Annotated in this window: 10 protein-coding genes; 5 read left to right on the top strand and 5 right to left on the bottom strand. The window is 72.9% G+C overall.

The genetic code is table 11. The features are described 5' to 3' along the window. Nucleotides 1-651: 651 nt before the first annotated feature. The gene (locus tag ACZ6TV_RS10885; protein ID WP_465296949.1) at nt 652-1,008 is read right to left on the bottom strand and encodes a hypothetical protein; all 357 of its coding nucleotides are present in this window, start codon (nt 1,006-1,008) and stop codon (nt 652-654) included. Between the two features lie 5 nt (nt 1,009-1,013). After that, nucleotides 1,014-1,439 carry a TetR/AcrR family transcriptional regulator gene (locus tag ACZ6TV_RS10880; RefSeq protein WP_465296948.1) on the bottom strand — a complete coding sequence of 142 codons (426 nt, stop codon included), beginning with the start codon at nt 1,437-1,439 and terminating at the stop codon, nt 1,014-1,016. Nucleotides 1,440-1,515: 76 nt separating this feature from the next. Here ACZ6TV_RS10880 and ACZ6TV_RS10875 point away from each other — a divergent pair, with 76 nt between their 5' ends. Further along, a complete protein-coding gene (locus ACZ6TV_RS10875) occupies nt 1,516-2,025 on the top strand; it encodes a GNAT family N-acetyltransferase (protein WP_465296947.1) in 510 nt (169 codons plus the stop codon). Here the strand turns inward: ACZ6TV_RS10875 and ACZ6TV_RS10870 are convergent. Both ACZ6TV_RS10870 and ACZ6TV_RS10865 read right to left on the bottom strand, forming a co-directional pair. Beyond that, on the bottom strand, nt 2,009-3,148 hold the full coding sequence (locus ACZ6TV_RS10870; RefSeq protein ID WP_465296946.1) for an aromatic ring-hydroxylating oxygenase subunit alpha: 1,140 nt from the start codon (nt 3,146-3,148) through the stop codon (nt 2,009-2,011). The genes ACZ6TV_RS10875 and ACZ6TV_RS10870 overlap by 17 nt on opposite strands. A 62-nt stretch (nt 3,149-3,210) precedes the next feature. Further along, the gene (locus tag ACZ6TV_RS10865; protein ID WP_465296945.1) at nt 3,211-3,942 is read right to left on the bottom strand and encodes a DUF6086 family protein; all 732 of its coding nucleotides are present in this window, start codon (nt 3,940-3,942) and stop codon (nt 3,211-3,213) included. Nucleotides 3,943-4,074: 132 nt separating this feature from the next. Between ACZ6TV_RS10865 and ACZ6TV_RS10860 the strand changes: the two genes are divergently transcribed. Together ACZ6TV_RS10860 and ACZ6TV_RS10855 are read left to right on the top strand one after the other, a co-directional pair. Next, nucleotides 4,075-4,929: a flagellin N-terminal helical domain-containing protein gene (locus ACZ6TV_RS10860; RefSeq protein ID WP_465296944.1), complete on the top strand. Its 855-nt coding sequence runs from the start codon at nt 4,075-4,077 to the stop codon at nt 4,927-4,929. A gap of 134 nt (nt 4,930-5,063) precedes the next feature. After that, nucleotides 5,064-6,689, top strand: coding sequence for a beta-1,3-glucanase family protein (locus ACZ6TV_RS10855; protein ID WP_465296943.1), 1,626 nt, complete (start codon nt 5,064-5,066; stop codon nt 6,687-6,689). A gap of 60 nt (nt 6,690-6,749) precedes the next feature. Here ACZ6TV_RS10855 and ACZ6TV_RS10850 read toward each other — a convergent pair whose 3' ends face one another. Next, entirely contained in the window at nt 6,750-9,434 is a 2,685-nt protein-coding gene (locus ACZ6TV_RS10850) for a helix-turn-helix transcriptional regulator (protein ID WP_465296942.1), read from the bottom strand. A gap of 68 nt (nt 9,435-9,502) precedes the next feature. Between ACZ6TV_RS10850 and ACZ6TV_RS10845 the strand changes: the two genes are divergently transcribed. Both ACZ6TV_RS10845 and ACZ6TV_RS10840 read left to right on the top strand, forming a co-directional pair. Beyond that, complete coding sequence (locus ACZ6TV_RS10845) at nt 9,503-10,207, top strand: ABC transporter ATP-binding protein (protein WP_465296941.1); 705 nt, start codon at nt 9,503-9,505, stop codon at nt 10,205-10,207. Beyond that, entirely contained in the window at nt 10,204-12,561 is a 2,358-nt protein-coding gene (locus tag ACZ6TV_RS10840) for an ABC transporter permease (RefSeq protein WP_465296940.1), read from the top strand. The genes ACZ6TV_RS10845 and ACZ6TV_RS10840 overlap by 4 nt, the downstream gene beginning before the upstream one ends. The last annotated feature ends 140 nt before the right edge of the window (nt 12,562-12,701 follow it).

Raw genomic sequence — 12,701 nt, 5'->3', positions numbered from 1 at the left:
GGCCGGGGTCGGTGTCGGCTGGGCTCCAGGCCGGACTGCAGTCGGGCCGGCCGTGATCGTGATCTGAGCCGGAATCGCGGTGGTCGGTCGGGCCGGGGTCGGTGTCGGCTGGGCTCCAGGCCGGACTGCAGTCGGGCCGGCCGTGATCGTGATCTGAGCCGGAATCGCGGTGGTCGGTCGGGCCGGGATGGTGGTCACCGTGGCTGTCGGCTGGAGCCCCGGCCGAACTGCGGTCGGAGCCGTGGTGGCTGTCGGCTGGCGCCCAGGTCGGACTGTGGTCGGGGCGGCCGTGACCGGTGGAGGAATCGGCCGGTCGGGCGGCGCGAGAGGTGGGTCGGCCGCAGGCGGCGACAGGAGACGAGCGTTGCGCAGGCGGGTCAGTTTCGCGGCGTGACGGGCGGCCAGGCCATGCGCGCGGGCCGCGGCGAACTCCGACCGCACCCGCACCCGCACCCGCACCCGCTCCGCACGCCGACGCTCATATTCGGCAGTCCGCTCGGCGAAGCGGGACTTCCAATCGACCGGGCCGATGGCTGAATCTGGTGCTGACAAAGAAAAGTAAGGTCGTGGCACGGCTGCCGCCTCCCCCCGGTAGGCGCCACCCCCATCATCGAGGTCGCACACCACCACGTCCAGCGGCATGACCGAAAGTCACGACCTGCGGACGGAGTGTTCGATCAGGGAGACCGTGGTGCGGGGGTCGTCGACCTGGATGACCAGGCGGGCGTACTGGGCGTCGGCGAGTTCCACGACGATCGCCTTCGCCGGGTCGCGGACGTCCCAGAAGACCTTTTCGCCGTCGAGGTGGAAGGTGCCGGCGGTGATGACGTTGGGGATGTGGGCGCCGGGGGCGCGGATGCCCTTCGGCTGGTGGATCATGCCGGGGTCGGCGGTGGCGCCGCGGACCTTGGTCAGAGGGATGGTCAGGCGGCTCTTGAGGGCCCAGAGCTTGTCCATGCCTTCGATTTCCACGACGAGGGTGTCGCGGTCGATGGTGACGGTTGCCATGGTCGCTACTCCTTGGGGTTGATGCGGGCCCGCAGGCGCTGGCCCAGCAGTGCGGTGGCGCGGTCCGGGCCGAAGACCTCGTCCAGCCGGGTGAGCGCGTCGCCGACCAGCAGGGCCACCTCCGGGTCGGAGGGGGCCTGTTCGACGGCGGCCAGCAGCAGCAGGTCGAGTGCCGCCGGGTCGGGAAAAGCCGAAGCGGAGGCGGAGGCGTCGGAGGCCAGCAGCGGAGTGAGGTCGTGCTCGAGATACCAGCGCAGCGCGGTCAGATACAGGCCGCGTTTGCTGCCGAACGTCTTGTACAGGCTGTTGCGGTGCACGCCGAGGCCGTTGACCAGGTCGTCCACGGACAGGCCGTCGTAGGCGCGCCGGGAGAACAGTGTCACGGCCGCCCGGGTCACCGCCTGCTCGTCGAAGCCCCTCGGTCGTCCCATGCCTCAACGGTACGAGTAAAGGAACGAACAGTCAAGAACGAGCGTTCCTAAACGGGGAGGGGTCATAATGCGGGGCATGGTGACGTTCCGAGACGCTGGCCCCGATGACGTGCCGGCCCTGGTCAGTCTGGTGCAGGCCGCCTATCGCGGGGACAGCAGCCGGGAAGGGTGGACGACCGAGGCGGACCTGCTGGAGGGCCAGCGTGCCGACCCGGAGATGGTCACGGCGGCGATCGGGACGACGATCGTGGCGGAGCGGGACGGCGGCATCGTCGGGTGCTGCCAGCTGGAGCGCCGCGACGGGTATGCCTACTTCGGCATGTTCGCCGTCGACCCGAAGCTGCAGGGCAACAGCATCGGCCGCAAGGTCCTCGAAGAGGCCGAGCGCAAGGCGAGAGACGAGTGGGGCGCCGGCGAGGTGCGGATGACCGTGATCGTCCAGCGGGAGGACCTCATCGCCTGGTATGAGCGGCGTGGCTTCAAGCGCACCGGCGAGCTGTCGCCGTTCCCCTATGGCGACGAGCGCTTCGGCCAGCCGCTGCGCGATGACCTGGCGTTCGAGACGCTGGTCAAGCAGCTGGCATAGTGCCGAGATAGGCCGAGGCGACGAGGGTCGTCCACTGATACACCGCGTCCTCGTTCGGCGCCAGGGGGCCGGGGACGAAATGGGGTGAGGACAGGCCGCGCTGCACGGACTCGCACGCTGCCCAGTCCTGCCGGTTCGTCAGGTCCCAGAAGTCGACCGCGTAGGCCGTCTCCGAGAAGCCCTCGGGGAAGAACCAGCTGCACTCGATCGACGTCAGGCCGGGCTCCAGCGGCGTCAGCCGGTGCGTCATCACATAGTCCGGATGCGCTGACACCAGCAGGTTGGGGAACAGCCCCACGTACAGCACCGTGCGGCGCGGTGCGTCGGGGATGAAGTGTCCGGGTCCGCTGCCGTCGAACGACATGGTCGTCGCGTGCGGCCGCAGGTCCATCGAGCCGCCGACCCACGCCCCGGGCAGGGACCAGTTGTCGCCGGACGTCGGCGGCGAGACCTTGCACAGCTCGGGGTGGATCAGCGGGCAGTGGTAGCACTCGTAGTAGTTGTCGATCATGACCTTCCAGTTGGCGGCCACCCGGTATTCGTGGCGCGCACCCAGTTGGAGGCCGCCCATCCGGTACGGCTGGAGCAGCCCGTCCAGGTCGCCGACGAACGCGGAGAAGGGCTGGGCGGGGGCGCCCGCGTTGACGAACAGCCATCCCTCCCAGACCGCGGCGGGCAGCTCGATGAGGCCGAACTCGGCGGGATCGAGCGGTCCCATCCCGGGCGCCGTGGCCAGCGCGCCGTCGAGGCGGAACGCCCAGCCGTGATAGGGGCACACGGCCGACGGCCGCCCGTTCGAAGCGCCGTCTGGCAGCAGCTCGTGCGCCCGGTGCCGGCACACGTTCGCGAAAGCGCGGACGGAGTCGCCGCTGAAGGTCAGCAGTACCCCGACGTCGCCGACGGTGACCGCCCGCTGCGTGCAGTCCGCGCCCAGCTCGGAGGCCCGCCCCACGCACGTCCACGAGGCCGCGAACAGGTGCCGGCGCTCCCACGCCAGGACCGCCGGGTCCGTGTACGCGGCGGCGGGCAGCATCCGCGACGACCCGAACGGCAGCAGCGCGGCCTCGACCGCGGCCCGGTCCAGCGGGGCCTCCACGCGGGACATGTCAGACCTGCCAACCATGCAAACCATCATGACGGACCGGACCGCGTTCGAGGAACGGTCAGCGCGTGGTCTCCCAGCGGTCAGACATCACGTGACACGCTCGGCGGATCGCCGAATCCGAGCCAGGTGATCCGGTGTCCGAGTCCGTCGTGCACCACCTCGAGCCGTAGCCGGGACACGCCGTAGACGGTGTCCCACAGCGACATCACGCTGACCCGGCGATATCCCTCGTCGGTGCTCATCAGGTCGGGTGGGATCCGGTGCGGGGGCAGCAGGAGGGGCACCGGGTAGCCGTCGACCAGCTCCCTCAGCCGGTCACCCTGCCAGCCCTGGCCGTCGGTCCGCGCGTCGATCGTCTGGTACCAGCCTCGTACAAGATCCAACACGATCGCCGCGAGCTCGAAGCGCACCGACGGCGGCAGGTCCCGGGCGGTCGGCGGTCCCCACGTGACCGGCTTCAGCCCGGCGGGCGGCAGCGCGTCGTGCATCCCGTCGCGGATCTCGGGGTTGCCGCCGAGCTCCCGCAGCGGCCCGTTGAGGTGCTGGTCCAGCGCGGCGAGCACCTGCATCGTGCCGAGCGACATGGCGCGTACGGCCGGCGAATGCTGCCGGTTCCAGTCGTTGAGCAGGAACACGAAGAACTCCCGCAGCTTCAGCGGATCGAAGTGCAGCTCGTCGCTCTCGGGTCCGAGGATGCCGCTGGAGCGCTGGATCCGGTCCTCCATGACGCGCACCTGCGCCGCGAACATCCGCGCGGTGCTCCTGCCCGGCTCCCAGAAGGAGACCCCGTCGACGTACCCGAACATGCCCATGCGCATGACCTTGCCACCTCGGCGGAAAAAGGTGCCCGCGAAAGCTCATGGCCGGCGCGGTGGCGCCGATGAAATCCCCGTGCGGGCCACGGACGGCCCGCGAAGTACGACCCGCATCAAGGAGGAATCACCATGGGTCTTCGTATCAACAACAACATCGCCGCTCAGAACGCCTACCGGAACCTGTCGGTGACGGACAGCCAGATGAGCAAGTCGCTGGAGAAGCTCTCCTCGGGCTTCCGGATCAACCGGGCCGCCGACGACGCCGCCGGCCTGTCCATCAGTGAGGGCCTGCGTTCGCAGGTCGGCGGTCTGAAGGTCGCGGTGCGCAACGCGCAGGACGGCATCTCGGTCGTGCAGACCGCTGAAGGCGCGCTCACCGAGACCCACTCGATCCTCCAGCGCATGCGTGACCTGTCCGTGCAGGCGTCGTCCACCGGTTCGCAGGACACCGACGCCCGCACGGCGGCACAGACCGAGTTCACCCAGCTCAACGCCGAGCTGGACCGGATCGCCACCACCACGTCCTTCGGCGGGCAGAAGCTGCTCGACCCGGCGGGCGCTTACACCGGCACCTTCCAGGTCGGCGCGAACAACGCGACGGCGGACCAGATCGCCGTGAACCTCGGCACGGCCGCCTTCGGCAGCGTCGCGGTGACCGGCTTCGACTCGACCGGTCTCGGCACCTCGGGCCTCGACCTGGTGGCCGGCGGCTCCGCCGCGATCACCGCGATCGACACCGCGATCAAGGGCATCTCGACCGCTCGGGCGACGCTCGGTGCGTACCAGAACCGCTTCGAGCACACCATCAACAACCTCAACACCGCGGTGGAGAACCTGTCCGCCTCGGAGTCCCGGATCCGCGACACGGACATGGCGCAGGAGATGGTCTCCTTCACCAAGTCGCAGATCCTGACCCAGGCCGGCACCAGCATGCTGGCGCAGGCGAACCAGGCGCCGCAGAACGTGCTGTCCCTGCTGCGCTAAGTCAACACGCCGTTGAGCGGGGCCCGCGTACGTTGGGCCCCGCTCAACGCATTCTTAAGTTTGTATTCAGCGATTGACATCGTTTACTGCTGGTACGAATGCTGCTGAGAGCGCTCTCACGAAGGAGTCTCTCGGTGCGTCTCAGGACAAAACTGCTCGGTGCGGCCGCCGCACTGGCCGCGGCGGTGCCCGTCGGCATCGCCGCGATGCCCAACGCGTCGGCGGTCGGACCCGGCCTGCTGCCCTTCACGGTCACGAACACCACCGGCCGCGGCGACGCGGTCTACCTCTACGTGCTGGGTGTCAACCTGAGCACCGGCCGCCTCGGCTACGCCAACGCCGGCGGTACCTTCACCAACTGGCCCGCGGGCCAGAACCCGCCCTCGCCGGCGCCCGACGTCGCGATCGGCGGCCCCGGCAACGGCGGCAGCACCACCATCCAGCTGCCGAAGAACATGTCCGGCCGGGTCTACATGTCGCTGGGCCAGAAGCTGAAGTTCTTCCTCACCCCCGACGGGCTCGTCCAGCCGGCGCCGTGGTCCGCCAGCGACCCCAACCACGACATCCTGTTCGACTGGAGCGAGTTCACCTACAACGACGCCGGACTGTGGCTCAACAGCTCGCAGGTCGACATGTTCGCCGTGCCGCACGAGGTCACCGTGACCGGCAGCAACGGCGTCACGACCCGCACCGGCGCGCCCGTCGCCAACGGCCGGCAGAACGTCATCAACCAGGTCAAGGCCCAGTCGGGCTGGGGCAACACCGTGGTCACCCGCGGCGACGGCACGGTCCTTCGCGTTCTCGCTCCCGGCAAAGCCGCCGATGCCGGGCTCTTCAGTGCGACGTACCTCGACCCGTACATCACCAACGCCTGGAACGCGTACACGTCCAAGACGCTGACGGTCGTGCCGTTCACGGACCAGCCGGGCATCAAGTACTTCGGCCGGACCAGCGGCAACGTCATGAACTTCACCAACGGCTCCGGCCAGCAGGTCGCGTCGTTCAACAAGCCCAGCACCAGCAACGTCTGGGGCTGCGACGGCGCGCTCGGCGCCCCCAACGACCAGGTCGTCGGGCCGATCGCCCGCACGCTCTGCGCGGCGCTGCACCGCGGCACGCTCGGCACCATCGACACCCAGCCCGGCGGCGGAGCGGCGGACTTCTACAAGAGCTCGCTGACCAACCACTACTCGCGGATCATCCACGCGAACATGGCCGACGGGAAGGCGTACGGGTTCGCGTTCGACGACGTGCAGAACCAGGAGTCCCTGGTGCACTCCGGCGACCCGCGCTCGGCCGGCATCACGCTCAGCCCGTTCGTCGGCGGCACCACCCCGCCCACCACGAAGCCGCCGACCACCCAGCCGCCGGCCGGCAACGTCAGCGGGATCGCCTCCAACTGGCACGGCAAGTGCATCGACGTGCCGAACTGGAACTTCAACGACGGCCAGCGCCTGATCGTGTGGAACTGCACGGGCGGCACCAACCAGCGCTGGAACTGGGTCAACGGCACCCTGCGCACCGAGAACAACAAGTGCATGGACGTCGCCTGGGGCTCCACCGCCAACGGCGCGGCGATCCAGATCGCCACCTGCAGCGGCAACGCCGCCCAGCAGTTCGTCCTGTCCGCCGTCGGCGACCTGGTCAACCCCCAGGCCAACAAGTGCGTGGACATCGCCGGCTGGAACCCGAACAACGACGCCGTCCTGCACCTGTGGGAATGCACCGGCGGCGCCAACCAGAAGTGGCACCGCGTCTGACGCGCAGGCCACGCCTGAAGGGCCGGGTCCCCGCCAGGGCCCGGCCTTTCGCGTGCGTCCTCAGCTGGCCAGGTCGAGACGGGCCAGCTGGGTGCGGCCGGAGACGTTGAGCTTCGGGAACGCGCGGTACAGGTGGTAGCTCACGGTCTTCGGGCTGATGAACAGATGGGCGCCGATCTCGCGGTTGGTCCGCCCCGCCGCGGCCAGCCGGACGATCTGCAGCTCCTGCGGGGACAGCCCCGACACCGCGCTCGGCGCCGCGTCCGCGGCGGCGGCGCCCGCGGCGCGGAGCTCGGCGCGGGCCCGGTCGGCCCACGGGCGGGCCTCCAGCCGGTCGAAGATCTCCGCCGCGGCGCGCAGCTGCGTCCGCGCCTCGTTCTTGCGGCGCTCGCGGCGGAGCCGTTCGCCGAAGGCGAGGTGGGTGCGGGCCGCCTCCCACGGCCGGCCGCTGGACGCGTGCGCGGCGACCGCCGCCTCGAAGTGCCGGTTCGCGGCCGGCCAGGACGGCTCCAGCAGGGCGTGGCAGCGGTGCGCGACCGCGTCGGCCCAGTCGAGGCGCGCCGCGCCGGCCCACTCGGCGAATCGCTCGCGGGCCGCCTCGGCCCGGTCCGGCGCGCCGATCCGCACCGCGGCCTCCACCTGGTCCGGGGCGCTGTAGACGGCCTGGATCTGGTGGCGGACCGGCCCGGCGAGAGCCGCGTCGAGCCGGTCGGACGCCTCCGCCGGCCGGCCCAGACCGAGGTCCAGCAGGGCGAGCGCCCACTCCGACCAGGCCAGCCCGTTGGCGATGTGGTTCCGCGCGTACCGGTCGTGACAGCGCCCGGCGAGATCCGCGCACCCGTCCGCGTCGCCCCGGACGGCGAGGATCCAGGCGAGGATCCCTTCCAGGTATCCGGCCCGGTTCGGTTGCCCGGTGTCCGTGGCCAGCTGCAGCCCTTCCGTCGCGGTGGCCACCGCGTCGCGGAACCGGCCCAGGTAGACCTCCGCCGCCGCCAGGGTCACGTGCGCGAGCGGCAGCCAGCCGATCGAGCCCTCCGCGCGCGACTCGTCCGCGACGCCCTGCGAGATCGCCCGGCCGGCCTCGAAGTCGCCGACGAGTCCCGCGACGAACGCCGCGTTGAGCCGCAGATTCGGCGGGCCGGTCCTCGTGCGGGTGAGGGCGCGCATCGCCGGTACACCCGCCGCGGGACCGTCGATGAGCAGCCTCGCCGCCGCGGTCACCGCGTCGACGGCGGGATCGAGGCCGTCGGCGGGGCGCAGGCCGAGCTCGTGCAGCCGCTCTGCCGCCTCCCGCACCCGCGGCGGGTCGCTGAGCTGCCAGGCGTTGCGGGCGGCGTCGACGAGCAGCAGCCCGGCGGCCTTGCGGTCCACCGGCGCGAGGGCCGCCGCCCCGGCGACCAGCAGGTCGTGCGCGGACGCCGCCGACCCCTCGTCGAACGCGAGCCGGGCGCGCAGCTCGCACACCTGCGCGGTGAGCACCGGGTCACCGTCGACCTGCTCACAGGACGCCAGGAACCGCCGGGCCAGGTCGGGCTGGCCGGCGTCGTTGGCCGCGACCGCCGCCGCGACCAGCCGGCGGGTCCGCTGCCTCGGGGACGCGGTCAGCTGGGCGGCGCGCTGCAGCGCCGCCGCCGAGGCCGGGTAGCCCTTGCGGCCGCGGGCCCGCTCGGCGGCGCGTTCGAGCGCGTCGGCCGCCTCGTCGTCGGGGCCGGTCGCGGCGGCGGCCAGGTGCCAGGCCCGGCGGTCGTCGTCGGCCGGCAGCAGTCGCGCCAGTGTCCGGTGTACGGCCAGCCGCCGGTCGAACGTGGTCTGCTGGTACGCCGCGGCCCGCAGCAGCGGATGGGTGAACGAGATCCGTTCCGCGGCGACGGTGACCAGGCCCGCCTCCTCGGCCGCGCCGAGCCCCTCGGGTGCCACGCCGAGCAGCTCGGCGGCGCGCAGCACGTTGCCCAGACCCTCGCCGGCGGAAGCGGCGGCGGCGATCAGCAGCATCGCCCGGCCGTCGGGTGGCAGCTCGTCGATCCTCGCCGCGAACGCGTCCTGGATCCGGCGCGGCAGCGTGGCCGGCACGAACGGCGGCGCACCCCGGGGCAGCTCCCGCAGCGCCAGCGGGTTGCCGGCGCTGTCGCGCACCAGCCGCACCCGGATCCGCTGCGGCAGGTCCGGCCGGACGTGCCGCAGCAGCGCGTCGGCGGTCTCCTCGTCCAGGCCGGCGAGGCGGTGCTCCGGCAGGCCCTCCGGGGCGAACTCGTCCCGCGCCCCGAAGAGCATCACCACCGACTCCGCGTGCAGCCTCCGGGCCACGAAGCGCAGCGCCTGCGCGGAGGACCGGTCCAGCCAGTGCGCGTCGTCGACGAGGCACAGCACCGGCCGGTCCTCGGCGAGCTCGGCCAGCAGCGTCAGCACCGCGACCCCGACGAGCAGCTGGTCCCCGCCGGCCGACGGAGGTCCGAGCCCGAGGGCGCCGCGCAGCGCGGCCGCCTGCCCGTCCGGCAGCCGCTCGATCCGGTCCAGGACCGGCGCCAGCAACTGGTGCAGCGACGCGAACGGGACCTCCGCCTCGGTCTCCACCCCGGCACAGCGCAGGGCCGTCATCCCGGTCGCCGCGGCGGCCGTGTCGTCGAGCAGGGCACTCTTGCCGATACCCGGGTCGCCGCGCACGACGAGCACCGCGCTGCGCCCGGCGCGGGCCCGGTCGAGCAGCGCACCCGCGGCGGCCCGATCGGCTTCCCGGCCCCACAACATGATCATTAGAGGGTACTGGTCACCTGTCCGGTACCGCGCCCCGCCCGCCCGCTCATACGGTCGTCGGCATGGTCGAGCTCGATGCCGTCACCAGGCGGTTCTCAGGAGTCACCGCGCTGGACGCGGTCACGGTCGCGTTCGCACGAGGGACGTTCACGGCGGTGATGGGGCCGTCGGGCTCCGGCAAGTCGACGCTGCTGCAGTGCGCGGCCGGCCTCGACCGCCCCGACGCCGGCCGGGTCACGGTCGCCGGGCAGGACATCACCGGGCTCAGCGAGCGCCGCCTCACGCTGCTGCGCCGCGAGCGGATCGGGTTCGTGTTCCAGGCGTTCAACCTGCTGCCCGCGCTCACCGCCCGGCAGAACGTCGGCCTCCCGCTGCGCATCGCCGGCCGCCGGCCGGGCCGCGGCACCGTCGACCGGGCGCTCGCCGCGGTCGGCCTCACCGACCGCGCCGGGCACCGCCCGCACCAGCTGTCCGGCGGGCAGCAGCAGCGGGTCGCGATCGCCCGGGCCCTGGTCAGCGAGCCGGCGGTGCTCTTCGCCGACGAGCCGACCGGCGCCCTGGACACCGCCACCAGTGGCGAGGTGCTGCGGCTGCTGCGCACGCTCGTCGACGAGCACGGCCAGACGATCGTCATGGTCACCCACGACCCGGTCGCCGCCGCCCACGCCGACCGGGTGCTCTTCCTGGTCGACGGCCGGTGCACCGGCGCGCTGGAGGCCCCGACCGCCGCAGCGGTGGTCGCCCGGATGGCGGGTACGGCGGCATGATCCTCATTGCGATCGCGGGTCTGCGGCTGCGGTGGCGGTCGTTCGTCGGCACGTTCCTCGCGCTGGTCCTCGGCAGCGCGCTCATCGCGGCCATGGGGCAGGTCCTCGCCACCACGGCCACCGCGCCGGACCGACCGCCGCAGCGGTACGCGGCGTTCCCGGTGGTGGTCGCGCCGTTCGACACGCTGACCGTCCCGACGTGGCGGGGCGGGGACAGCGAACCTCTGGAGGTGTCGTCCGGCCTGCCCACCGAGCTGGTCACCGAGCTGGTCGCCGCGCTGCCCGGCGCGCGGGTGGACCGGATCGTCCCGGCGCAGCTCGCCGACGGGCCGCGCGGATCCGGCGCCGGGCGGCCGTGGGCCGTCGCGCCCGCGCTGCTGGCCGGCCGGGCACCCGCCGACGACGAGATCGCCGTGGCGGGCCATCCGATCGGCACCCGGATCCGGGTCGTCGTCGGGGACGGCGTCCGCTCGTACACCGTGACGGGCCAGGTCGGCGAGGGCCTGTTCTTCGCCGACGCCACCGCCGCCAGGCTCCGGCCGCAGGTCGACGCGCTGCTGCCCGGCGGCGGCGCCGAGCGGGTCCGGGACCTGGTCGGCGACCGGGCCAGGGTGCTCACCGGCGACGACCGCGGCCGCCTCGACCCGGGCCGCACCGCCGACGGCCGGGCCCGCAACAACGCCAACACGATCGTCGGCATCGCCCTCGGGTTCGCCGCGTTCGTCGCGATCTTCGTGGTCGCCTCCACGTTCGCGTTCGCCGTCGGGCAGCGGCGGCAGGAGTTCGCGCTGCTGCGGGCCGGCGGTGCGCTCCCCGGCCAGGTCCGGCGGCTGGTGTACAGCGAAGCCCTCCTCGTCGCCCTGGTCGCCGCGGCGATCGGCGCGCTGGCCGGCCCGTCCCTGGCACCCGGCCTGCTGGACCTGCTGCGCGACCGGGGCATGGCACCGGACTGGGTGAGCACGGTCAGCACCGCGCGCTGGCCGGCCTGGACCGCGTTCGGCACCGGCGTGACCGTGGCGCTGCTCGGCGCGGTCACGGCGGCGTGGCGGGCCGGTCGGGTCCGCCCCGGCGAGGCGCTGCGCGAGACGGTCGTCGAGTCGCGGACCATGCCGCCGGCCAGGTGGGTCGTGGGCGGGCTGACGCTCGCGACCGCGGTGATCTCGATGGCGGTCACCGCGTTCGGCGACCCGGCGGGGGCGACCAACCGCAAGAGCTACATGCCGGTCGTGATGCTGCTGGTCGCCGCCACCGGACTGCTCGCCCCGGCGCTCGTCGCCGTGCTCGCCCGCCGCTCCGACGACGCGCCGTCCGGTCGCCGTTCCGGTGCCGCACTGTCCGGGGTGGGGTGGCTGCTGGCGGTGCGCAACGTGACCGCCTCGGCCCGGCGCACCGCCGCCGTCGCCGCGCCCGTGCTGGTCACCGTCGGGTTGGCGGCGTCGCTGCTGATCGCGTCGGACCTGACCGACGAGGCGAAGAACGTCCTGCGCGCCGACTCGACCCGCGCCGACTTCCTCGTCGTGCCCGACGGCACCGCCGGCCTGGACCGCGAGCTCGTCGCCCGCCTGCACGGCGTCCAGGGCGTCGACGTGCGCGTCAGCATCGAGACCAGCGTGTACACCCTGGAAGGCGACACCGCGCTGGTCCGGCGCCCGGCGACGGCGGTCGACGATATGCCCGACGACGGGATCAAGGTCGCCGCCGACTGGGACCTCCGGGTCGGCGACACCGCCAGGGTGTGGCTCGCCGACGGCAGCGAGGCGCGCCTGCGGGTCCTCGAGGTGCTGCCGACCGGCGGCGAGGCCGACGCCTATGTCTCCGCGTCGAAGGCGTTCACCGAGTTGCCGTCGGTCGCTCAGGTACGGCTGCTGCCCGGCACCGACCCGTCGGCCGCAAGCGCGGCGCTGAAGGCCGCGGTCGACGGCCACCGGGCGAAGGCCGTCACCCGCGCGGCGTGGCTGGCGGCGCAGCGCACCGGGCAGGGTTCGGCGAGCCGGCTCGGCCTGCTGGTCGTGCTCGGCATCGTGCTCGCCTACACCACCCTGGCGATGGTCAACACCCTGCTGATGGCGGCCCCGGACCGGGCGGGGGAGCGGCGCAGCCTGGGCCTGCTCGGCGCGAGCCGCCGCCAGGTGCTGGCCTGGACGGCCGTCGAGGCGCTGGTCACGGTGGCGCTCGGGGTGGCGCTCGGCGTGGCGGCCGCGGTGGTCGCGGTCGCGGGCCTGTGGACGACGCTGCTCGCGGTCGCCGGGCCGGTGGCGGTGCGTGTTCCGTGGGCCACGCTGGGTGCCGTGATCGGGGGGACCGTGCTGCTCGCGGTCGTCGCGGCGCTGGTCGGTGCCCGTCCGGAGAAATAGTGAGACCGGCACCCACGGGGGAAGGCGCCGGTCTACTGCATCCCAGAATAGGCCGCCTTCCGCGCATGCGCCAGTGCCAACCGGAGGACGTCCACCGTGGACGATCGGAGGCCGCCTTATTGCGATGTCGCCGCGCGTTC

This window comes from Dactylosporangium sp. NPDC051087 (assembly GCF_055586325.1).
The sequence above is the reverse complement of the archived record's forward strand: the minus strand, read 5'-3'. Positions and strand labels throughout refer to the sequence as shown.

Coding starts and splice junctions, on each gene's coding strand:
- ACZ6TV_RS10885 (WP_465296949.1), bottom strand. CDS start 1,008: ATGGCAACCGTCACCATCGACCGCGACACCCTCGTCGTGGAAATCGAA.
- ACZ6TV_RS10880 (WP_465296948.1), bottom strand. CDS start 1,439: ATGGGACGACCGAGGGGCTTCGACGAGCAGGCGGTGACCCGGGCGGCC.
- ACZ6TV_RS10875 (WP_465296947.1), top strand. CDS start 1,516: ATGGTGACGTTCCGAGACGCTGGCCCCGATGACGTGCCGGCCCTGGTC.
- ACZ6TV_RS10870 (WP_465296946.1), bottom strand. CDS start 3,148: ATGGTTGGCAGGTCTGACATGTCCCGCGTGGAGGCCCCGCTGGACCGG.
- ACZ6TV_RS10865 (WP_465296945.1), bottom strand. CDS start 3,942: ATGGGCATGTTCGGGTACGTCGACGGGGTCTCCTTCTGGGAGCCGGGC.
- ACZ6TV_RS10860 (WP_465296944.1), top strand. CDS start 4,075: ATGGGTCTTCGTATCAACAACAACATCGCCGCTCAGAACGCCTACCGG.
- ACZ6TV_RS10850 (WP_465296942.1), bottom strand. CDS start 9,434: ATGTTGTGGGGCCGGGAAGCCGATCGGGCCGCCGCGGGTGCGCTGCTC.
- ACZ6TV_RS10845 (WP_465296941.1), top strand. CDS start 9,503: ATGGTCGAGCTCGATGCCGTCACCAGGCGGTTCTCAGGAGTCACCGCG.
- ACZ6TV_RS10840 (WP_465296940.1), top strand. CDS start 10,204: ATGATCCTCATTGCGATCGCGGGTCTGCGGCTGCGGTGGCGGTCGTTC.